General features: G+C 64.6%; 19 protein-coding genes. 13 read left to right on the top strand and 6 right to left on the bottom strand.

Annotation, left to right across the window (positions count from 1 at the left end; all coding sequences use genetic code 11):
* Positions 1 to 135: 135 nt before the first annotated feature.
* The 6 genes from HDC35_RS13425 to HDC35_RS13400 all read right to left on the bottom strand — a co-directional run bounded on the left by HDC35_RS13425 (position 136) and on the right by HDC35_RS13400 (position 4,016).
* On the bottom strand, positions 136 to 795 hold the full coding sequence (locus HDC35_RS13425; protein WP_184647617.1) for a lasso peptide biosynthesis B2 protein: 660 nt from the start codon (positions 793 to 795) through the stop codon (positions 136 to 138).
* Between the two features lie 50 nt (positions 796 to 845).
* Positions 846 to 974: a benenodin family lasso peptide gene (locus tag HDC35_RS13420; RefSeq protein WP_184647615.1), complete on the bottom strand. Its 129-nt coding sequence runs from the start codon at positions 972 to 974 to the stop codon at positions 846 to 848.
* A 117-nt stretch (positions 975 to 1,091) separates the two neighbouring features.
* Positions 1,092 to 1,694: a GntR family transcriptional regulator gene (locus HDC35_RS13415; protein ID WP_184647613.1), complete on the bottom strand. Its 603-nt coding sequence runs from the start codon at positions 1,692 to 1,694 to the stop codon at positions 1,092 to 1,094.
* Complete coding sequence (locus HDC35_RS13410; protein WP_184647611.1) at positions 1,691 to 2,578, bottom strand: phytanoyl-CoA dioxygenase family protein; 888 nt, start codon at positions 2,576 to 2,578, stop codon at positions 1,691 to 1,693. Before HDC35_RS13410 ends, HDC35_RS13415 begins: the two co-directional genes overlap by 4 nt.
* Positions 2,568 to 3,185: an acyl-homoserine-lactone synthase gene (locus HDC35_RS13405; protein ID WP_184647609.1), complete on the bottom strand. Its 618-nt coding sequence runs from the start codon at positions 3,183 to 3,185 to the stop codon at positions 2,568 to 2,570. The genes HDC35_RS13410 and HDC35_RS13405 overlap by 11 nt, the downstream gene beginning before the upstream one ends.
* Positions 3,186 to 3,263: 78 nt before the next feature.
* A complete protein-coding gene (locus HDC35_RS13400) occupies positions 3,264 to 4,016 on the bottom strand; it encodes a LuxR family transcriptional regulator (protein ID WP_260397728.1) in 753 nt (250 codons plus the stop codon).
* 207 nt (positions 4,017 to 4,223) lie between these two features.
* Between HDC35_RS13400 and HDC35_RS13395 the strand changes: the two genes are divergently transcribed.
* The 13 genes from HDC35_RS13395 (at position 4,224) to HDC35_RS13335 (ending at position 20,747) form a co-directional block, all read left to right on the top strand.
* Positions 4,224 to 4,424: a transcriptional regulator domain-containing protein gene (locus HDC35_RS13395; RefSeq protein WP_184647607.1), complete on the top strand. Its 201-nt coding sequence runs from the start codon at positions 4,224 to 4,226 to the stop codon at positions 4,422 to 4,424.
* Positions 4,425 to 4,503: 79 nt separating this feature from the next.
* Positions 4,504 to 5,019 (top strand): DNA -binding domain-containing protein, encoded by a 516-nt coding sequence (locus HDC35_RS13390; RefSeq protein WP_184647604.1) that lies wholly within the window; start codon positions 4,504 to 4,506, stop codon positions 5,017 to 5,019.
* Positions 5,020 to 5,119: 100 nt separating this feature from the next.
* A complete protein-coding gene (locus HDC35_RS13385; RefSeq protein ID WP_184647603.1) occupies positions 5,120 to 5,557 on the top strand; it encodes a YciI family protein in 438 nt (145 codons plus the stop codon).
* A gap of 39 nt (positions 5,558 to 5,596) precedes the next feature.
* Positions 5,597 to 6,829: an RNA polymerase sigma factor gene (locus HDC35_RS13380; protein WP_184647601.1), complete on the top strand. Its 1,233-nt coding sequence runs from the start codon at positions 5,597 to 5,599 to the stop codon at positions 6,827 to 6,829.
* Positions 6,830 to 6,981: 152 nt separating this feature from the next.
* Positions 6,982 to 7,446, top strand: a complete 465-nt coding sequence (locus HDC35_RS13375) for a hypothetical protein (protein ID WP_184647599.1) — start codon at positions 6,982 to 6,984, stop codon at positions 7,444 to 7,446.
* A gap of 122 nt (positions 7,447 to 7,568) precedes the next feature.
* Positions 7,569 to 9,266, top strand: coding sequence for an alpha/beta hydrolase-fold protein (locus tag HDC35_RS13370; protein ID WP_184647597.1), 1,698 nt, complete (start codon positions 7,569 to 7,571; stop codon positions 9,264 to 9,266).
* Between the two features lie 11 nt (positions 9,267 to 9,277).
* On the top strand, positions 9,278 to 10,003 hold the full coding sequence (locus HDC35_RS13365; protein WP_184647595.1) for a hypothetical protein: 726 nt from the start codon (positions 9,278 to 9,280) through the stop codon (positions 10,001 to 10,003).
* A 143-nt stretch (positions 10,004 to 10,146) separates the two neighbouring features.
* Positions 10,147 to 10,716 carry an RNA polymerase sigma factor gene (locus HDC35_RS19960; RefSeq protein ID WP_184647593.1) on the top strand — a complete coding sequence of 190 codons (570 nt, stop codon included), beginning with the start codon at positions 10,147 to 10,149 and terminating at the stop codon, positions 10,714 to 10,716.
* Complete coding sequence (locus tag HDC35_RS13355) at positions 10,688 to 11,662, top strand: FecR domain-containing protein (RefSeq protein ID WP_184647591.1); 975 nt, start codon at positions 10,688 to 10,690, stop codon at positions 11,660 to 11,662. Before HDC35_RS19960 ends, HDC35_RS13355 begins: the two co-directional genes overlap by 29 nt.
* 72 nt (positions 11,663 to 11,734) lie before the next feature.
* Complete coding sequence (locus tag HDC35_RS13350; RefSeq protein WP_184647589.1) at positions 11,735 to 15,112, top strand: TonB-dependent receptor; 3,378 nt, start codon at positions 11,735 to 11,737, stop codon at positions 15,110 to 15,112.
* 72 nt (positions 15,113 to 15,184) lie between these two features.
* A complete protein-coding gene (locus tag HDC35_RS13345) occupies positions 15,185 to 17,128 on the top strand; it encodes a S9 family peptidase (protein WP_184647588.1) in 1,944 nt (647 codons plus the stop codon).
* Complete coding sequence (locus HDC35_RS13340; RefSeq protein WP_184647586.1) at positions 17,125 to 18,936, top strand: DUF885 family protein; 1,812 nt, start codon at positions 17,125 to 17,127, stop codon at positions 18,934 to 18,936. The genes HDC35_RS13345 and HDC35_RS13340 overlap by 4 nt, the downstream gene beginning before the upstream one ends.
* The gene (locus HDC35_RS13335; protein WP_184647584.1) at positions 18,933 to 20,747 is read left to right on the top strand and encodes a DUF885 family protein; all 1,815 of its coding nucleotides are present in this window, start codon (positions 18,933 to 18,935) and stop codon (positions 20,745 to 20,747) included. Before HDC35_RS13340 ends, HDC35_RS13335 begins: the two co-directional genes overlap by 4 nt.
* Positions 20,748 to 20,791 lie beyond the last annotated feature (44 nt).

Raw genomic sequence — 20,791 nt, 5'->3', positions numbered from 1 at the left:
GCGAAGCGAAAACGGCGAGCGATGGCGATTGAAAAAGCGGGGCAAGGTCGGGGCTGCTTTCAACGACGCTCTTCCATCTCGCGAATGCGGCCGAGCGCGCCGGGTTGAAGACGGCAAGGAAGGCAGGAGCCCGCGTCACAGGACGCGGATCGGCGCGAACGACCGGGCGTGGTCGAGCGCGTCGTTGAGCACGCACTCGCCGGCCTGCGCCCAGCAATGCGCCGCGAACGGCCATGCCTCGACGCCGAACACCATATTGGCACGAGCACCGCGGCGCGCGGCAAATCGGAGAAAGGCGAGCGTGTCGGGAAGGCATAAAGAGGTGAGCGGGACGAGACGGCGGTAGCGACCGAAGCGCTGCGCGAGCGCAACGGGGTCGGCGCTGCCGAGCGCGTGATCGCGGCGGCAGACGACGTCCTCGAGCAGTTGGCGAAGCGGGCGGCGACGCACCAGCCACCGGGCGGTGAGCGTGAGCAGTGCGACCTCCGCCGCTTCGGCCGGGCAGAACCGTGTGCGCGGGGCGTCGCATTCTGCGGCGCTCCGCGTGGGATCCGGGAGATCGATGGCCGGGGCTGGAGCGGAGTCCGCATCTACATAGGTGATGAGCCCGAGCGACTCGACGTGCGCGATCTCTCCGGGCGCGAGCATCCGGCCCTCACCCTGCGCGACACGGTCGAGCGTCGCCCCGACCTGCTCGGAGACCTGCCAGTAGCGGTCGCGATCGATATCGAGAATGATCGCGCAGCCGGGAAAGTTGCGGTGCGATATGCCGGGGCGGAGGGAGGGCTTGATCATGCGATTATGCCGCGGTCGGCGAGCGGACGGGAGCCCGCTCGCCTCCCGCATCAGTCTTCGTCGTCGCTGATGCCGATAGCGCGGGTGAATGCGCTGAGCTCGACCTGCTTGTCGGGCGGGCCGAGCGTCTCGACGCTCGCCGCGCCGAGATCGATCAGTTCGTCATGGTCACGATCCATGAGACTTCTCCTCGATGCCGCGGGATTGCGGCAGAGAGAAGGCTAGGCAGGGGGCGCGTCTATCCGAAGTTTATAACGCGACGATATCCCGAATATAGAAGGCCGGGCCGCCACCCGTCAGTCGCGCCGGTAAATCGCCTCGACGATCGCCGGCACGAGTGCCAAGCGCCGCCGGTGGAATGCCGCGACCCTGAGGATCAGCGCCCGGACATCACCCATCTCGAGAGTCCAGGCGAGAGCCGTGATCTCTTCGTCTGCATTCACCGCTCCATGGGCTTCCGCGATCCGCGCGGCGTTCAGGCGGTCGCTCACCGCCTCGATTTCACCGCGGAGCACGGGGTGGCCCGACATGGACGCGACCGCGCTGAACAACATCCGGACGCTGTCGGCATAGCTGGCCGCGCCGATGGATAGCGATACAGCGTTCGGTCTCTCGGTCCAGCGCTTCAGCGCGAACCGCAGCAGTTCGCCGTTCCACCAGATCAGCTCCCGCAATCCGGGTTCGGTCACCAGCGGCAGATGAAAGCCCTCGGCCGTGCGCATCTCGACGATCTGTTCACCGGTGAGGCGGTGCAGCGCATCGCGGACGGGGGTGACGCTGCTCGCGAGTAACACCGCAAGCTTCTTCGGTTCCAGCCGCTCGCCCGGCGGAACCGAACCGCCCAGCAGCTGGCGCTTGAGGGCATCATAGACCCGTTCGGACGTCACCCCGGCATTCATGTTCGCCGGCGCTCGTCCGCGACATGGGCGTCGACCGCAGCCCGCTGGTCGGGACGAAGCGCGTCGATCGCCCCGATGGCGCCGGGAACGCCATCTTGCAGCAGGATCGAAGGGCATTGCCCCTCGAAATTGCCGAGATTCGGGCGATGCTGGCGGTAGCCGATGAGCGCCGCCAGCTCGGGATCGAAATCGCGCGCTATCTCCGGCGGATAGGCGAGCCATTGATTCTCGTACGGCTTGAGCCAGCCGAGGCAGTAGCTCACGATCATGCCGCGACGTATCTCTGTGCTGCTGTTGCCGCCGGCGCCGTGGAGCGTCGAGCCCAGGAAGACGAGCGCCGAGCCCGGCTTCATTTCGGCGATGAACGGCTCGCCCGGTGGCGTCCCGTCCAAGGCCGCGGCACCATGGCTCCGGGGCCAGATCAACGTTGCACCATTATCCGCGCGATAATCGGTGAACGGCCACATCACGTTGACGAGATATTCGGTCTCGCCAATCGTCCCGCGCCACATATCCTGGTCGCGGTGAGGGAACTGCGGCAGAGCCCCGGGATGGAGCGCGATGGCCTGCGTAAGGTTGAGCTGAATCGTGTCGCACCACGCGCCGAGCACGGACTCGGCCATCGCGAGGATGAGCGGGTGCCGTACAAATGCTTCGCACAGCGTGGACCGCGCAAGCAGCCGTCCGAAGCGGATCGTGCGCTCGCCGTAGAAGCCCCCTTCGCAAAAGGGCGTCGCCGCGAACGCCGTCTGCAGCTCGGCATCGAGACGAGCAGCCATGGCAGGCGGAACAGCGTCCTCGATCACGCAATAGCCGTCTTGCAGCAGCGTCTGGGTGCAGCTGGCGAGCCGTTCTTCGGCAGCATCGATGGCGTCAGGATACATGCCGCATCTCCCGCGTCGTCTTGGGCGGGGCGCCCACGCCCGCCGCCTCGAGGCGTGCCCGCGTGTCAGGCTCGATCTCGATCAGGAGGGCGCCGAGCTTGCGGCTCCCGACCTCCTGCGGGGTGCCCAGCATTGAAGCACGCCAGCCAAAGTCGAGGATTTGTGTGAGCCATCCACCTTCGGCGACCGCGGTGTATCGCTTGATTCCATGGGCGAGCGCATGATCGACGAGGCCGAGAATCAGCTGGTTGCGCGCGACCCGCCGCGCTGCCGCGTCGATCCGGCGGTCGAGACAGAAGCGCGTGATCTCGAAAATATCGTGGGCGCGGGGCACTGGCCTGTCGCACAGCGAGGCATAGAGATCGGCGAGAATGTGCGGCCTTGTTGCCGGCAGCAGGCGCGCCGAGGCCTGATGGCGGCCGCGGGCGTCGGTAACGACGAGATAGATGGCATGCTCGTCGTCGAACTGGTCGACCTCGAAACGTTCGACAAGGACCGGGACATCCCAGCCGAGAAGGTCGACGAAGACCGCTTTGCGCGCTGCGAACATCGCGCGCAGTACGTCGCTTTCATTTCCCCCGCATTGCGGGGGCACCAGGTGCAGCATTCGGAAAACTCCCGTCGTGTGTGTGCACGGGAGGGTCGGAGCGACTGCGAGACGGCGCTATTCCCAGAAATGGGCATATCAATGCCCGAAGATGTCGGAGAAGCTGATAATTCCATCGAACAGCGCACGGATCAGCAATGATGTCTGCTTCTCGACCCCATAGCGTTCGCGGGCCTGCTTGAGGTGACGTACCACCGTTTCTTCGCTGATGCCGAGGATGCGCGAGCTTTCCCACGCCGTCTTGCCCCGCGCCGCCCAGATCAGGCAGTCGCGCTGGCGGTCGGTCAGCTGTGGCCGCGGCGGCGGCGGCCCGCTCCGTGCGCGCCAGATCCGGCGTGCCGCCTCGAACGCGCCGACACCTGCCAGCTGTGCCCAGTGAATGGCGTCATGGGGAAAGTCGCAGCCCGGACCCGTCGCAAAGCTGCAGGAGCCTGTCGCCTCGCCAATGATGTTCGCGGGCACCGTGAAGCCGTCGGCGAGGCCATGGTCATGGGCGAGGTCGAAAAGCCTGTGATCTCCGGGCGTCATCTCGATGAGGTCGGGCACGACGTTCCAGCGAAACCCCGCGACCATATGATGGCTCGCGCGGTGAACCGGGTCGGAAAGTCCGAGGCGGTTGCGGTCGAAATAGTCGACCCAGGCCTCGGGGTAATTATGGACGCGGATCATCGCGCGCGGCCGGTCGAGCGGGTTGGCATGATGAGTGAGCGCATAATGGCCGAAACCCATCCTCGCCGTCATCTCGCCGAGCAGCATCGCGAGCGCGTCGATATTGCCGGCAAGAGCGATGGCGCCGAGGAACCACTCGATCTCGCCACGCATGTCTCTCATGCGCGAACCCGACGCGAGGCAGCGTCTCAAGCCGCCGCTCTCCTCGCAATCGTCCTTTCCTGCCAGTGCGGGCCGCGGCGCGGCTTTCCATATCCGCAGCGCCCGCACACTGGAACCGGGCACGATCATATCCCGTCCGCTTCGGGAAACAAGCTCGCGTTATCAGAGATTTTGCGAGCAGCCGCGCGGGCCGGCCGGCGCTGCTGAATGGGTCCGCGCGCCCTTCGGCCCGACTGGCGCGATCCCGCGCCGTACCGGCGGCTTTCGGGGATCGACCGGGCGGGGATGCGGTGGGAATGGCTGCGCCGCGATCCCGGCTATGTGGCCTGGTACACGTCAGCGAGCGAAGCAACCCGTCACGGCAGCGGCGACGTCGGCCCGCTCGCATGGGGGCTGCACTTTCGCTGAAGATCCGGCCCGTGCCTCACCCGATGCGCGGCTGATCTGGCATGCCCGCGTCGACGGCACGGCGCTGCGGGTTGCAGCCGTGCGGGCGGATGCCGAGGACAGCGACCGCTTCGACGTGGAGCGTGTCGTACGCTGGCCGACGATCGTCGGCGGGGCGGACGGACGCGAGCACGCAGTCCTGTCGGACGGATACCGGCATCTCCGCCTCGATATCGAGGAGGGCAGCCTCGCGGCCGGACGGCCAATCCTTCTCCGCTACAGGCTCGACGGCGTGCTTGCCCGCGACGTCGAGACCCGACTCGCGCCCTTACGGAGACTTGCAGGCGTGCTGCGCACAGGGCGCTTCCCTCCTGCGCTTTTCCCGCGCGAACGGCGGATCGAACGTCTCATCGACGTGCTGCGGGTCGCCGACGCGCTGCATGACGGGGCCTCCCAGCGCGATATTGCCGCCACGCTTTTCGGGGAGGAAAGGATAGCGTCCGATTGGCGGATCGCGTCGGACTCGCTGCGCTCGCGGGTTCGGCGGCTCGTTCGCGAGGCGCGGCGCATGACCACGAGCGGGTGGCGGAATCTGCTGCGCGATGGTTCGAGTTAGGGGAGGTGATCGGGGGTCTTGAATTTTTTTCTTCGGCGATGTCGGATCGGGGCATGCTCGCACGTCCTTGTGCCGCAACCCCTCGATCAGGAGAAAAACAATGCGTGTCATGGTATTGGTCAAGGCCGACAAGAACAGCGAAGCGGGGCTGATGCCCCAGCCCGAACTGCTCGCTGCGATGATGAACTATAATGAGGAGCTGGTGAAGGCGGGCGTGATGATCGCAGGGGAGGGCCTCAAGCCTTCTTCGCAAGGTGCTCGTGTGCACTTCTCGGGCGAGAACCGCACCGTCACCGACGGCCCTTTTGCCGAAACGAGCGAACTCGTCGCGGGCTTCTGGATCTGGGAGGTGGCCTCGATGGAAGAGGCGATCGAATGGGCAAAGCGCTGTCCCAATCCGCAGATGTCAGATTCTGATCTCGAAATCCGGCCGCTTTTCGGCATGGAAGACTTTGCCGAGGTCTCGACCCCCGAGATCGACGCCCAGTCGGAACAGCTGACCCGCGATATCGAGCAGCAGCACGGCCGCTACATGTGAGCCTTCCGCCTGCGCGGATCGATCGTCAGTGAGACCAAGATGAACCCGGACCCGAACTGGATCGACACCACGCTGCGGACCGCGCGGCCGCGCGCAATGGCGGCGCTTCTTCGCCGTCTCGGCAGCGTCGAGGCGGCGGAGGAGGCTTTCCAGGAGGCGTGCCTCCGCGCGCTTCGCCACTGGGCCGAGCAGGGGACGCCGCGCGATCCCACGGCGTGGCTCGTTCGCGTCGGCGCCAATGCCGGCATCGACACCGTGCGGCGTGCGCTTCGCGAAACCTCGCTGCCCGCAGATATCGCGGCGCCGCAGGGCGATGCCGAAGACGACATCGCAGGCGTTCTCGACGAAGCCGCCTATGGCGACGACATGCTGCGGCTGCTCTTCATTTGCTGCCACAAGGATCTCGCGGCGACGCAGCAGATCGCGCTGGCGCTCCGCATCGTCTGCGGACTCTCCGTTGCCGATATCGCGAGCGCCTTCCTCGTCAGCGAGGCGGCAATGGAGCAGCGCATCACCCGCGCGAAGCGCGCCGTTGCAAAGGCCGACATCCGCTTCGAACCGCCTTCGCCCGCGCTCCGCGCCGAACGGCTGGGCGCTGTCGCATCGATGATCTATCTTCTGTTCACCAAGGGATATGCAGCCGCCTCGCACGAGGCAGCGCGGGCCCGCCCGCTCTGCAACGAGGCGATCCGGCTGTCCCGGCTCCTCCTCGACCTCTTCCCCGAAGAGCCCGAGGTCTTGGGCCTCGCCGCTCTCCTTTTGCTGCAGGATTCGCGGCGGGATGCCCGCTTCGACGCCGCCGGCGGTGTGGTTCTCCTCGAGGCGCAGGACCGCGGCCGCTGGGATCGCCCGGGGATAGTCGAGGCAATCATGCTAACCGATCGCGCCTTTCGCATGGGGAAGCCGGGCCCGTATCAGCTGCAGGCAGCAATCGCGGCCATGCACGCCCGCGCGCCCACCTTCGCCGACACGCGCTGGGACCAGATCGAAGGCCTGTACCGGGTGCTCGAGGACATGTGGCCCACTCCCGTCGTCGCCCTCAATCATGCCGTGGCGATCTGGCGGTCGCGGGGCCCGGGCGAAGCGCTTGCCCAAGCCGAGCCCCTTGCGACGGCGCTTGACGGCTATTTTCCTTATCATGTGGTGCTCGGCCAACTGCAGGCAGCGCTGGGGCGAAGCGATGAAGCCGCGGCGGCCTATCGACGCGCGCTTGGACTTGCCGAAAGCGCCGCTGAAGCCGCCCAGATCAGGGCCTATGTCGATCAACTGTAGCTGGCCCCCGAACTCCTGCGCCGAATGGCGCTGTTACCTTTTGATACGGGAAGTGTGCCGAGCGCTGCGATAAACGCCCGTGAGCCCGCATTCACCCGAAAGGTCCGCCCATGTTCCGGTTCCTTGCTGCAAGGCTCGCGTGGCACCGCCGGTTGCGCGAGCTTGCGACCATCCGTTCCGCCTCGGTCTATCGCGTCGCGGACCGCCTTGTCCTCTGCCCGCAGCTCCTGACGAAGGCCGGATTTTTTCTCGCAGGTCCGCCTGCCGCGTTCGACTGGCCGATCGGCCGCGAAGCCATGATCGGTGCGATCGAGGAGGCGCTCGCCGCATCGGGCCGGATCATGGCGACACCGCACCGCGACGCTTTTGATTTCGGGCCTGTCGTCGCGGCGGCGGGCTTGAAAAGCCACAAGGCGTTTATGGCCAGGGCCGTGCTGGTCGACGTCACCCTCGAGAAGGATATTCTGCACGTGCTTCCGATGGTCAACCACGGCGCCCGACGCGGTTTCGAAGGCAGCGGCGAGGAGCGTCGGTTCGAAGCGGACGATCTGGAGGGAGCCGTCGACCATCTTCTCGCTCTCCTAGAAAATGCATCCACCGAAGTGGACCTGGGCTGACACGGTGGTGCCGGGTCATGCCGCGCTTGTCCGTCCTCGAAACCGGGCCGGCTCCTGCCCAGTGGCGGATTTTCCGACCCCGCCCATCGTTAATGGCGGAGACGAATATTCGGGGGACTGAAATGGGGATTTCGAAGCTTGTCAGGCCGCTGCTGCGCTGGAGCCTTGCGGCGGCCGCGTTCGCATTCGCCGGCCCTCTTGCCGCGCAGATCAGCTTTTCGGTGACTCTGCCAAAGTCCGCCGCGAGCGAACCCGTCACCGGCCGCCTGATCGTCGTGACGACCCGCCGCGCTGAGGAGGGGTCGCCGGTGCGCGCCGAGCCGCGGGAAATGATCGGCATGAACGGCCCGCCGGCCTTCGGCATGGACGTCGAGAATCTCAGGCCCGGCGCAACCGTTACCCTCGATGCCACGTCGGACGGCTTTCCGTTCGGGCTCGATAGTCTCCCGGCCGGCGACTATCGCGTCCAGGCGGTGCTGATCCCTTACAAGAAGGCGAAGCGCGCCGACGGGCATACCGTCTGGGTGCCGATGAGCGACCAGCGCGTTATCGCGCCGCTGTTTCCGGGCAATCCCTACAGCAGGCCTGCCGACGTCCGACTCGACCCCTCTGCCAATGCGCCTGTGGCGCTGGCGCTCACCGAGACGATCGGACCGATCGCCCGCGAAGCCGATACACCGTGGATCAGGCGCGTTCGCATCAAGAGCAAGCTGCTGTCGGATTTCTGGGGGATGCCAATGTATATCGGCGCCGAAGTGCTGCTTCCCAAGGACTTCGACAAGCATCCGGACGCGCGCTATCCCGCCATCTACACCTACGGGCATTTCGGCGGGTCGTTCAATTTCGACACCGACCCGGCGGGCGATAGCGAGGCCGCGCGCCGCGCCGCTGCCGATGCCAATGTGAAAACCGGATATCAATTCTACCAGGCGTGGAACGGCGACGATTTTCCGCGCATGGCCGCGATCACGCTCGAGACGCCGGGACCCTATTTCGTCGAATCCTATGCCCTGAATTCGGCCAATAACGGTCCCTGGGGCGACGCGATCACCAAGGAGCTGATGCCCTATCTCGAAAAGAGGTTCCGCCTGGTCGACCAGCCCTACGGCCGTATCGTCGAGGGCGCTTCGACTGGCGGCTGGGAGGCGCTCGCACTGCAGCTCCACTATCCCGACCTGTTCGGCGGCGCATGGGTGTTCAACCCCGACCCCATCGACTTTACCCGCTACCAGCTCACCGACATCTACAAGGAGGACAATATGTTCACCTTGAAGATCAACGACTGGATCACGAAGGAGAAGCCGTTCCGTCGCAGCCGCGAAGGCCAGCCGCTCGTCGACCTGCGAACCCTCGCAGCACTTGAGGCGATGCTCGGCTCGAAAGGCCGCTCCGGCTATCAACTCGGCATCTGGCAGGCGACGCACGGCCCGGTCGGCCCCGAGGGCTATCCCGTCATGCTGTTCGATTACAGGACGGGCGTCATCAACAAGGATGTCGCGAGGTACATGCGCGAGAAGGGCTTCGACCTGTCGGCCTATACCCGTGACAACTGGGCGACCCTCGGTCCGAAGCTTCGCGGCAAGCTCAATTTCTTCGCGGGCGAGATGGACGATTTCTACCTCAACCTCGCGGTCTACCGGTTCGAGGACATGATCGCCGGGGTCGCGGGCAGCGATTATCCGATCCGCTTCGAATATGGGCGGCCGAAAAAGGGGCATAACTGGCACCACACCGACTGGGCCGGCGTCGTGCGCGAAGTTGCCGCGCACGTCCGGAAGAATGCCCCCGAGGGGGCAGCGGTCGATCAATGGAACTACTGAGGAGAGGGCAGATGGTCGAATTCGGGGGAAGGCGTCTCGCGCTCGTGGCGGCCGGGTTTGTCATGGGAGCCGCGGCACCGACGGCGCTCGTGATGGCCGACAGCGGACCGCAAAAGGCGGCGTTCGACGAAATCAGCGTCAAGCGGATCAACATCGTCGAACCCGATGGCAAATATCGCCTCGTCCTAGCCAATTCTGATCGCTTCCCTGGCCTGTTCATGGAGGGCAGGGAATATAAACACCATAGCCGCGACGGCGGCGGGATGCTCTTCTTCAACGATGAGGGCGACGAGGTCGGCGGGCTGACCTTCGGCAGCAAGACGGTGGGCGAAAACCGCCGCGCCTCCGGTTCGCTGATGTTCGACCAGTACAAGCAGGACCAGACCGTCGGCATCCAGTATAGCGAGGCGGACGGGAAACGCACCGCCGGGCTGCGCGTCTGGGACCGCCCCGACTGGTCGATCAAGCCGCTCATGGAAATGAGCGCGCGCGCTGCGGCGGCATCCGACGAGGTCGGGCGGACCCGCATCCGCGACGAAATGCGCGCCTATGCCATGGCGAACGGCGGGGCGGGGGCCGAGCGCGTCTTCGCCGGCAAGACGACCGACGACGCGATCGTTCGGCTTGCCGACAAGAGCGGCAGACCCCGGCTGCTCCTCAAGGTCGGCGCGGACGGTGAGCCGAGCATCGAGTTCCTCGACACGGCGGGGAGGGTCGTCAAGCGCATCACGCAATAGGCTTCCCCATCTCTGCGCGCCGGCCGGGACGCGGCTCCCGGACCGCTTTGTGTTGCCTTCTAACAAATTGAATATAAAAGAAAAATGTCACGGAGTTGTCATTTTTTCTTGACCTGAAATCCGAATGCTGATGCCATGCCGACATGGATCGTCAGGCCCAACTCCGCTGGTTTGCACGCGAGGTGCTTCCGCACGAGCCCGACTTGCGCAAGTGGCTCGCGGCGCGGGTTCGCGGTCTCGGGTCCTGCGATGTCGATGAAGTGGTGCAGGAGGCTTACGCGCGGCTCTGGACCGGCGATCCCGAGACGATCCGCAACGCGCGAGCCTATCTCTTCGTAACCGCGCGCCATATTGTCGGCGAGCATCTTCGCCGCTCGCGTATCGTCGCGATCGATTTTGTGGCGGATTTGGACTCGCTGAACATCATTGACGAAGAGATGAGCGTTCACCGGCGTCTCAGCGGACAGGAAGAACTGGCGCGCCTGCACGAAATATTGCAGACGCTGCCGCCAAAATGCCGACAGGCGTTCGAGTTGAAGAAGTTCCAGGACTTTTCGCAGCGTCGGATCGCCGAACATATGGGAATAGCCGAAAGCACGGTTGAGAAGCATCTCTCCAAGGCGCTTCGGCTCGTTTCCGACGCAATGAAGGAAGCGCCAGGCGGCGCGCAGGATGGAAGACAGCGTGAGCGCAGGTTCTGGAAATGGGGCTGACGTCGACGCCCAGGCGACAGCCTGGGTGGTTCGATCGGCCGAGCGCCCGCTGGGCAGCGCCGAACAGCGACAGCTCGACGCATGGCTTGAGACCGACAGTCGCCACCTGGGGGCCTATGTTCGCGCGCAGGCGATCTGGCTCGATATCGACCGGGTCGCCGCGCTCGACAGCGGAACGGTGCGGGAGGTTCCCGAACCCGTTCGCCAGCGCCCCTGGCGGCGCTATGCGATGGCCGCATCGGTCGCGCTGGCAGCTTTCGCGGGCACTGCGGCTTACGATCATCTGGCCGGGCGGATATCGACCGACCGCGGCGAGGTGCGCCGGATCGCGCTCGACGACGGATCGGTCCTGACGCTCAACGGCAATTCGGCGGTGCAGATCCGATATGAAGAGGACATCCGGCGCGTCATTCTCCGTCGCGGCGAGGCGTCGTTCGAGGTCGCCCATAACAAGGAGCGCCCGTTTGTGGTCAGTGCCGAAGGGCTCGATGTCCGTGCGGTAGGGACTGAATTTATCGTCGGTATCGAGGACGATGGCGTCGAGGTGACCGTCGAGGAAGGTGTCGTTGCTGTCGGCGGCAAGGCGAGCGGCTCGACCCAGCCGCGTTATGTGCGCCGCAACGAACAATTCGTGTCGGCCACCACCGGGCCGCGCAAGGCTGTCCTCGATCCAGCCGACGTCGAACGCCGGATCGCCTGGCGCAACGGTATGCTCGTTTTCAACGGCCAGCAGCTCGGCGCAGCGGCCGCGGAAGTTAATCGTTATTCGAGCCTTCGCGTGGTGATCGACGATCCCACCCTCGCGCGGGCGGAATTTGTGGGCGTGTTCAAGCTTGGCGATGCGCAAGCCTTTGCAGGCGCTGCCGCTCAAGCCTTCAATGGCGAGGTCGTGCGCCGCGGAAACGACCTCGTTCTGGTGCGCCAGCAGAATTCTCCATCGCACTAGTGGCGGATTTTTTCGCGCCGCTGCTCTCTTGTCAGGGAAGCGCGGGGTCGCTTCGGGGCATAGGAGTATGCGATGAGGTGGGAACAGAGAAACCGTAAGGCCATGCGGTCGGCCTTGATGCTTGGCGCAGCTGTAACGATGCTGTGGGCGGCGCCAGCGGCAGCGCAGAACCGGCAGGCCTATTCCATTCCGTCCGGCGACGCGGCCGCGGCTGTCCAGCGCCTCGCAGTGCAGTCCGGGCTGCAGATCATGGCCCCGGATGGCGATCTTTCCGGTGTCACGACGAACCGCGTGAGCGGATCCTTCACGCCCGTCGAGGCGCTGCGACGGATGCTGGCAGGCAAGGGCCTCGAGATCGTCCAGAAGGGCAATGTCGTCGTGATCCGGCGCAGCGGCACGGACAACAACAGCATAACCTCCAGTAACAACATTGCTCCGGAACCGGCGACCGAAACTGTCGACGAAGAAATCGTCGTCACCGGATCGCGCATTGAACGCGCGGGCTTCGATACGTTGCAGCCAGCGGTTGTCGACGACGCCGAACAAATCCAGAAGCGCGGGCACCTGAATGTCGCGGACGCGCTGGAGTCCAATCCGTTGTTCGGTACGTCGGACAGCAGCGCGGTCGGTGGAAACCAGGCAGTCAATGGAACTGGCCAGCGTTTTGTCAACATGTTCAGCCTGGGCTCGCAGCGAACCTTGACGCTGGTCAATGGACGCCGTTTCGTTTCGGCGAACTCGGCTGCGGCCGGCGGCAACGCATCGGCGGGGTCCCAGGTCGATCTCAACCTCATTCCGTCCGGATTGGTCGATCGGGTGGAAACGATCGCGATCGGCGGTGCGCCGATTTATGGATCGGACGCGATTGCCGGCACGGTCAATATCATCCTCAAGGATGATTTCGAAGGTCTGCAACTCTCCGGCCTGGCCGGGGTCGGCGAAGACGGCGCCTCGTCGCGCTATCGGCTGCAGGCACTCGGCGGATTGAGCTTTGCCGAAGGGCGCGGCAATGTCGTCGGCAGCGTTGAATATACGCGGCAGAGCGGATTGCTGTACGGTGACCGTTTCGGCGGCTTCAAATATCGCGTTCCCAACCCCGCCAATGTCGATTCGACCGATGGTATCCCCGCGGTGATCATCATCGACGATTATCGGATTCCTTTCATAACGCAGGGAGGGCTTCCCTATTTCGATTCGGGGGCTGAAGGCTTGCTCGGGGCCGATGGCCCGGGCTTGTCGTTGCCGCCGTTCGGCATTGCGCCCAACGGCAACTATATATTCGATGCCCAAGGGCGGCCGTTGCAATTCGGGCCCAATGGGGACCTGGTCGTTTACAACCCCGGGTTCGTCGCCGACGATGCTTTGGGAGGAACGGGTCTTGGTACATTGCCCGTTGCGGCGAATGGCGGCAACGGCCTCAGCCCCGCTGAATACACCTCGCTGCTGACGCCGACCGATCGCGTTCTCGCAAACCTGAATGCCCGTTACGATATCACGCCCGATGTGCGGGTTTTCTTCGAGAGCGCATATGCACGGAGCGAAGTCGTTCGGCTCTCCGACCTGACGTCGGTGATTGCGCCGGGCCTGCTGGGCGGACCGAAGCTGACCTTCTCGGTCGATAATCCGTTTCTCACCGATCAGGCGCGGTCGGTGCTGCTGGCGAACGGATTGACCGGCTTCAACATGACGCGCAACCTTAATGACATTGTCCAGCGCACGCCCCAGCAATCGATCCAGGAAATGTTCCGTGCGGTAGGCGGCCTGGAAGGCGGCTTTGACGTTGCCGGCGAGCGTTGGAAATGGGACCTGTCCTACAACTATGGTCGTGTGCGCAACAATTCGCAGGTTACCTACGTCGACCCGACCCGCTTCCTTGCGGCAGCGAATGCCGTTCGCGCTGCCGACGGATCGATCGTGTGCGGCGGCGCGGCGCCAGCGGGCTGCGTTCCGATCAACCTTTTCGGTTTCGGCGCGCCGAGCGCCGAGGCCGTCGCCTATGTGACCGATACCGGCCGTTCGAAGAGCACCAACACGCAAGCAGTGCTTACTGCGAATCTCGGCGGCAAGCTGCCGATCGGGGTCTCCAGTGAGCGGATCGCATTCAACATCGGCGTCGAGCGGCGCGTTGAAAAGGCGATCTTCGCGCCTGACGAAATATTGCAGGCTGGCGTGAAACTGCTCGGGGACGGCATCGGCGCCTATTCTCCGGTGGCGGGCAAGTTCGGTACGAAGGAAGTATATGGCGAACTTGTCGTCCCGCTGGTCTCGCGGGACCAGGATTTCCCCCTGATCCGCGAAGCTGAACTCGACGGATCGATCCGGTATGTCGATCATTCGCTTGCCGGCGGCGCTCTTACCTGGTCGGCGGGAGGGCGTCTCACGCCTAAACTCGGGGGCCTCGGAGAGGGCTTGACCTTTCGCGGTGTCTACACCCGCGCGATCCGGTCGCCTGCGATCGGCGAGCTGTTCCTGGCCTCGTCGCCGACCACGAGCACGCTGGCTGACCCGTGCAGTAGCAGCAACTATAACCGCGGCAACAACCCCGATGTGCGCGCGGCCAATTGCGCGATCGCGCTGGCCGCCGTGAATGCACCGGCCCCTGCTGCGTTCGTGCCGACCACGGATGGTCGATCGGTGTCCGGCAATGTATCGGGCAATGCCAACCTTGATAATGAAAAAGCAAAATCCTGGTCCGTCGGGCTGGTTTATCAGCCGCGCGCCATTCCAGGTTTACGCCTGGCGGCCGACTGGACCGACATCCGGCTGACCGGTGGGATCGAGAATCTGGGTATCAATTCGCTTTTGTCATCCTGTTACGACAGCGCCGATTTCCCGACTAATTCGGCATGCGGATCGTTTCGCCGCCTGACCGCCGAAGACATCGCTTCCGGCAACGGAACCGGCGGTATCGCGCGTTCGGTCGGTGACATCGCGAATGGCTACACCACTGGCTTTGTCAATACGTCAAGCCTGCACTTTGCCGGCCTGATCGTGGCGGGCGACTATAACGTCGATATCAGCGGAGCCGAGCCCGCCATGCTGCGCCTCGGGACGAAGCTATTCTACACCGACAGATACACGCTCACATCGTTTGCAGGCGAGCTTCCAACCGAAGCGGTCGGATCGGTAAATTTCCCGAAATGGCGCGTCCAGACGAATGTCGGGGTAACGCTCGGCAATACCGATCTCGATTTCCAGGTCCTCTGGAGGGACAAGACCAAGATCGATACGCTCGCGACCATCGAGGACACGCCCGCCAATGACGTCGGCGCTTACACTTTGGTCAACGGAACGCTGGGGTACCGTGTCGATGAACGGCTCCGTTTCCAGCTGATCGTCAACAACATCTTCGACCGCGATGTCCCGCTCGCCGCAATCGCCTATAATCGGTACGGCAGCTTCGACATTCTCGGTCGCAGCTATCTGGTGACAGCGACTGCCAGCTTCTGAACAATTGGGTAAGGCGGCTCCGACAATACGCCGCCTTACCGTTCCTTTCCTGCCACCGAGAACGAGGATGACATGCGGAATTGGCTTGGCATCTGGCTACTTGCCCTGGCCCCGGCCGTATCGGCAGACGCGGCCGATCCGCCCATGCTCTACACGATCGAACAGCTCATGGCTTCGGACTCGATCAGTGGCCTGTCCTGGTCCCCCGACGACAGCAAGATCATCTTCACGAGCAACCGCTCCGGCATCGCCAACATCTACGAAATGCCGTCCGGCGGCGGCGTACCGACCCCGCTCACCAGCTCGGTCAAGGAAACGGTCAGCGCGATCGGATATTTTCCGGACGACGAGCGCATCCTCTTTTCGAGCGATCAGGGCGGCAACGAGCTCGCGCATATCTACGTGCGCGAACGCGATGGCACCACGCGCGATCTGACCCCGGGCGAAAAGCATGTCGCGCGGTTCGTTGAATGGGCGAGGGATGGCAAGAGCTTCTTTGTCCAGACCAACGAGCGCGACCCGCGCTACTTCGATCTCTACCAGGTCGAGGTCGAGGGCTATGCGAAGACGCTGCTGTTCGAGAACGACAGGGCCTATCAGGTCCGCGCGGTCAGCCCCGATCGCCGCTATGTCGGGCTCAGCCGGATCGTCGATAATGCGACGAAACATTGCTACGTCTATGACCGGACCGCGACGAAACTGATCCAGCTCACGACCGATGGCCAGCCCGTCGCGTGCGAACCCCAGACCTTTACCGACAAGGGCGCGCAGCTTTTCTACACTACCGATGACGGCGGCGAGTTTGCCTTCCTCGTGCGCCACGATCTCGCCACGGGCGAGCGCGTCACGGTCTTCAAGCCCGACTGGGACGTCGAGAGCGCGAGCCTGTCGCGCGACGGCCGCACGCTGACCGTCGCCGTCAACGAGGATGCGCGCTCACGTCCCTATCTTCTCGACGCCTCGACCTTCACTCCCCGGCGCCTTGCCGACCCGGCACCAAATGCAAGCGCCGGCCTGCTTCTCGCGAACCATGGTGAAAAGGCGCTCTTGAGCGCCTCGAACGGCGCCACGCCGGGCGAAATCCTGCTGCTCGACCTTGCTACGGGCAAACGGACGCCGCTTCTCGACGCGCGTGCGTCCGGCGTGGCGCCCGACGACCTGGTGGCGGGTGAGGTCGTGCGCTTCAAATCCTACGACGGCGTCGATGTGCCGGGCATTCTTTACGTCCCCAAGGGAGCAAGAAAAGGCGATGCGCTCCCGGCCGTCATTCACGTCCACGGCGGACCGGGTGATGAAAGCCGGATCGGCTATCGCCCGCTGCAGCAGTATCTCGTCAATCACGGCTATGTCGTGTTCGAGATCAACAATCGCGGCAGCAGCGGCTCCGGACGCACTTTCTATCATCTCGACGATCGCAGGCATGGCGATGCCGACCTCGACGACGTCGTCGCGGCGAAAGCGATGCTGGCGGCCACGGGCTTCGTCGACCCCGGCAGGGTCGCGGTCCAGGGCCAGAGCTACGGCGGCTACATGACGCTGGCCGCGCTCGCCTTTCGCCCCGACGCTTTCGCAGCCGGAGTCGACATCTACGGCGTATCGAACTGGCCGCGGCTGCTCGCCAATACGCCGGGCTGGTGGGAGGATCTGCGCCGACTGCTCTTCACCGAGATTGGCGACCCCGCGACCGACTCCGACTATCTTCGTAAAATCTCGCCCGTCTTTCATGCCGGCAATATCAGGAAGCCGCTGCTCGTGCTCCAGGGCGCGAACGATCCGCGCGTGCTCCCCGTCGAGTCCGAGGATATCGTCGCGAAGGTCAAGGCGAACGGCGTGCCGGTCGACTATGTCGTCTTCCCCGACGAAGGCCACGGCTTTCGCAAGAAGGCGAACCAGATCGTCGCCTATCGCAAGATACTCGAATTTCTCGATACCCATGTGAAGCATGGGCCGGCCGGGGCCGGCAAAGCTCGGCCGGCGGCGGTGTCGCCGCTCGGCGACTTTCCGAACGGCCAGTGAACGACTTCCGTCTCAGTCGCCGCGAACTGATCGTCGCCGGGGCGCTCGCCGCCGCGGTGCCGGCACGGGGTGCACCCGCCGACGAAAGCGCCCGGCTCGATGCCTTTTTCGAGAGTGTCTTTCAGCGCGATCTGGCGCGTGACCCCGCGGCGCAGTCGGCATTGGGGGTAATGGCCGGGACCGCGGGCTGGTGGCCCGACGTCAGCCAGGCGCGCGCCGACGAAAATGTGGCCCTCGTACGGCGGGACCTCGCCGAACTCCGGCGCTTCGATCGCGCCGCGCTGCCAGCCGAAGCGCAAATCAGCTACGATCTGTTCGCCTATGACGGCGAAGAGGCGATCGAGCGCCACCGCTGGCGTGGCAACCATTATCCCGTATGCCAGATGCGCGGGCCGCAGCGCGACGTTCCGCAGACACTGATCAACAATCATCCCGTTGCAAGCGTCGCCGACGCGGAGCGCTACATCGCAAGGTTGCACGCAGTGCGTCCCTATCTCGCCGCGGTCGTCACCGAGCTCCTGCGGCAAGAAGCGCAGGGAGTCGTCCCGCCGCCCTTCTCGGTACCGCTCGTCGTCGGCAACTGCGAGAAGCTGATCGCCGGCGCACCCTTTCAGCCAGGCCTGCCCGACAGCCCGATCCTTGCAGATTTCCGCGGCAAGCTCGCGAAGCTCGGGGCAGGAGACGGCGAGAAGGCGAGGTTACTGAAAGCGGCAGAAACCGGGCTGCTCGACGGCTTCGGGCCGGGCTTTCGCTTGCTCATCGACCATCTTAGCAGGCTGAGCTGCGATGCGAACTGCAACGAAGGCGTCTGGCGACTGCCCGATGGCGAGGCCTATTATGCCGCGCAGCTTCGCTGGAACACGACGCTGCCGATTTCACCCGCCGAAGTGCATCGCATCGGCCTCGAAGAAACCGCGCGCCTCCACGAAGAGATGCGCGCGGTGGCCAAGCGCGCAGGTTTCGCCGGCACGCTGCCCGAGCTATTCGCGCATGTTCGCACCGACGACCGCTTCTATTATCCCGACACCGCGCCCGGGAGGGCCGCCTATCTCGACGCGATGCGGGCGAAGATCGGCGCGGTGAGCGCGCGCCTCGGCGAACTGACGAGCCATGTGCCTGGCGCCGGCGTTCTGGTGAAGCCGGTCGAACCCTGGCTTGAAGCGTCGGCAGGCACCGCGGGCTATTTCGCCCCGTCGGCCGACGGATCGCGCCCCGGGATCCTCTATGTGAACACGCGCGACATGCGAAACCTGCCGATTTTCGAACTGTCGGCGCTTTCCTATCATGAGGGCGTGCCCGGCCATCATCTTGAAAAGGCGGTGACGCGCGGCCTGACCGGCCTGCCGAAATTCCGGAGCTTCGGCGGTTATACCGCGTTCAGCGAGGGCTGGGCACTTTATGCCGAGCAGCTTCCGATCGATATGGGACTCTATGACGATCCATGGCAGGAGTTCGGGCGCCTTTCGATGGAATTGATGCGCGCGGGTCGCCTCGTAACCGACACCGGCGTCCATGCGCTGCGCTGGAGCCGCGAACGGGCGGTGGCGTGGCTCGACGAGAATACGCCGTCGAACCACGCCGATAATGTCACCGCGATCCAGCGCTACATTGTCACCCCGGGCCAGGCATGCGCCTACGAGATGGGCAAGCTCAAACTCGTCGAACTCCGCGATCGGGCGCGGACACAGCTCGGCGCGCGATTCGATCTCGCCCGCTTCAACGACCGCGTGCTCGGCTGCGGGCCGCTACCGCTGCCGATGCTCGAAACCCGCATCGATGCGTGGATCGCCACAGGAGGAAAAGCATGATCGGCCGCCGCCACTTTCTCGGATCGGCGGCGCTCGTCGGCGCGACACTGATCGCGCCGCCCCTTTTCGCGATCGAGACCGACGAGGACGCGCGGCTCGATCTCTTTTTCGAGACCGTCTTCCAGCGGTCGCTCGCCCGCAGCCCGACGCGCCAGTCAGCGCTCGGCATCCGCCGCGACCAGGATAAGTGGGACGACCTCAGTGAAGCGCGCGAGCTCGAGGATCAGGAACTGCGCAAGGGGGATGAAGCGACGCTACAAGGCTTCGACGCGGCGACGCTGTCGCCGCAGGCGGCGCTCAGTCTTCGCATGTTCGAGCGCTCGACCGAGCACGCGATCCGCGATTTCCGATGGCGTCATCATGATTATGTGATGACCCAGATGGGCGGTATGCACACCCGCGTCCCGAGCACGCTCACCAACAGCCATCCGATCGCGACCAAAGCCGATGCCGAAGCCTATATCAAGCGGCTCGACGCCGTCGCGCCGCTGATGGCGCAGGCGGTCGAGCGGATGGCGGCGCAGGAGGCGAAGGGAATCCGCCCGCCGCGCTTCGTCTATGGCCTCGTCCTCGAACCCTGCCTCAACCTGCTCAGCGGCGCGCCCTTCGAAGGTGAGGGCGACAGTCCGATCCTCGCCGATTTCCGGGGAAAGCTTGCGAAGGCGGATCTGTCCGACGCCGAGCGCGCTGACCTCCTCGCACGCGGTATCGCGGCGCTGCGGGGCGGGTTCGCGGCGGGCTATGGCGCGTTGATCGCGCATCTGCGCGCTGCCGAAGCGAAAGCCGACGAAAGCGCGGGCGCCTGGAAGTTGCCCGATGGGCAAGCCTATTATGCGGCGCAGCTCGAAAGCTATACGACCTTGCCGTTGAAGGCGGCCGACATCCATGCGTTGGGCCTGAAAGAAGTCGCCGGCATCCACGACGCGATGCGCGCGATCATGAAGGAGGTCGGCTTTACGGGACACCTGCAGGCCTTCTTCGCCTTTATGCGCAGCGATCCGCGCTTCTATCATCCCGACACCGAGGCCGGCCGCGCCGCCTATGTGGCCGAGGCGGAGGCGCTGCTGGAAGAAATTCGCGCCCGGCAGGGCGAGCTGTTCGAACATCTGCCGAAAGCGCCGGTCGAGGTTCGCGCAATCGAGGCGTGGCGCGAGAAATCGGCGCCAAAGGCGCATTATCGCAACCCGCCGCAGGACGGATCGGCGCCCGGCATCTTCTATATAAACCTCGCCGACATGAAAGCGCAGCCGCGATACCAGCTTGCGGCGACGCTCTATCACGAGGCCATCCCCGGACATCACATCGAGACTTGCGTCGCGCACGAGATGGAAGGGCTGCCCAGGTTCCGCCGTTTCGCAAGTATTGCCGCCTTTTCGGAAGGTTGGGGTCTCTATTCGGAGCTGCTGCCGAAGGAAATGGGGCTTTACGCCGATCCCTATTCGGACTTCGGACGCCTCTCGCTCTCGCTGATGCGCGCGTGCCGCCTCGTGGTCGATACCGGAATCCATTCGCTCGAATGGTCGCGCGAGCAGGGAATCGCCTATTTCGATGCGAACATGCCATCGAGCCATTATGACAACCAGCGCGAGGTCGAGCGCTATATTGTGCTGCCGGGGCAGGCGACCTCCTATTATATAGGAATGCAGAAGATCATCGAACTGCGCGCGCGCGCGCGCGCGCGCCTCGGTGACCGGTTCGACCTCCGCCGCTTTCACGACGTGACGCTCGGCGCCGGACCGCTGCCGTTGCCACTGCTCGAAGAACGTATCGACGCCTGGATCGCCCGAGGCGGTGACGGGGATATCGCCTGACCCGACCGTGACGGCCAAAGGTGCCGACGACTCGTGCTTCGAGC

The sequence above is a fragment of the Sphingopyxis sp. JAI128 genome (assembly GCF_014207235.1).
Taxonomy (GTDB): Bacteria; Pseudomonadota; Alphaproteobacteria; order Sphingomonadales; family Sphingomonadaceae; genus Sphingopyxis.
The sequence above is the reverse complement of the archived record's forward strand: the minus strand, read 5'-3'. Positions and strand labels throughout refer to the sequence as shown.

Coding starts and splice junctions, on each gene's coding strand:
- HDC35_RS13425 (WP_184647617.1), bottom strand. CDS start 795: ATGATCAAGCCCTCCCTCCGCCCCGGCATATCGCACCGCAACTTTCCC.
- HDC35_RS13420 (WP_184647615.1), bottom strand. CDS start 974: ATGGATCGTGACCATGACGAACTGATCGATCTCGGCGCGGCGAGCGTC.
- HDC35_RS13415 (WP_184647613.1), bottom strand. CDS start 1,694: ATGAATGCCGGGGTGACGTCCGAACGGGTCTATGATGCCCTCAAGCGC.
- HDC35_RS13410 (WP_184647611.1), bottom strand. CDS start 2,578: ATGTATCCTGACGCCATCGATGCTGCCGAAGAACGGCTCGCCAGCTGC.
- HDC35_RS13405 (WP_184647609.1), bottom strand. CDS start 3,185: ATGCTGCACCTGGTGCCCCCGCAATGCGGGGGAAATGAAAGCGACGTA.
- HDC35_RS13400 (WP_260397728.1), bottom strand. CDS start 4,016: ATGAGAGACATGCGTGGCGAGATCGAGTGGTTCCTCGGCGCCATCGCT.
- HDC35_RS13395 (WP_184647607.1), top strand. CDS start 4,224: ATGGGTCCGCGCGCCCTTCGGCCCGACTGGCGCGATCCCGCGCCGTAC.
- HDC35_RS13385 (WP_184647603.1), top strand. CDS start 5,120: ATGCGTGTCATGGTATTGGTCAAGGCCGACAAGAACAGCGAAGCGGGG.
- HDC35_RS13380 (WP_184647601.1), top strand. CDS start 5,597: ATGAACCCGGACCCGAACTGGATCGACACCACGCTGCGGACCGCGCGG.
- HDC35_RS13370 (WP_184647597.1), top strand. CDS start 7,569: ATGGGGATTTCGAAGCTTGTCAGGCCGCTGCTGCGCTGGAGCCTTGCG.
- HDC35_RS13365 (WP_184647595.1), top strand. CDS start 9,278: ATGGTCGAATTCGGGGGAAGGCGTCTCGCGCTCGTGGCGGCCGGGTTT.
- HDC35_RS19960 (WP_184647593.1), top strand. CDS start 10,147: ATGGATCGTCAGGCCCAACTCCGCTGGTTTGCACGCGAGGTGCTTCCG.
- HDC35_RS13350 (WP_184647589.1), top strand. CDS start 11,735: ATGAGGTGGGAACAGAGAAACCGTAAGGCCATGCGGTCGGCCTTGATG.
- HDC35_RS13345 (WP_184647588.1), top strand. CDS start 15,185: ATGCGGAATTGGCTTGGCATCTGGCTACTTGCCCTGGCCCCGGCCGTA.
- HDC35_RS13335 (WP_184647584.1), top strand. CDS start 18,933: ATGATCGGCCGCCGCCACTTTCTCGGATCGGCGGCGCTCGTCGGCGCG.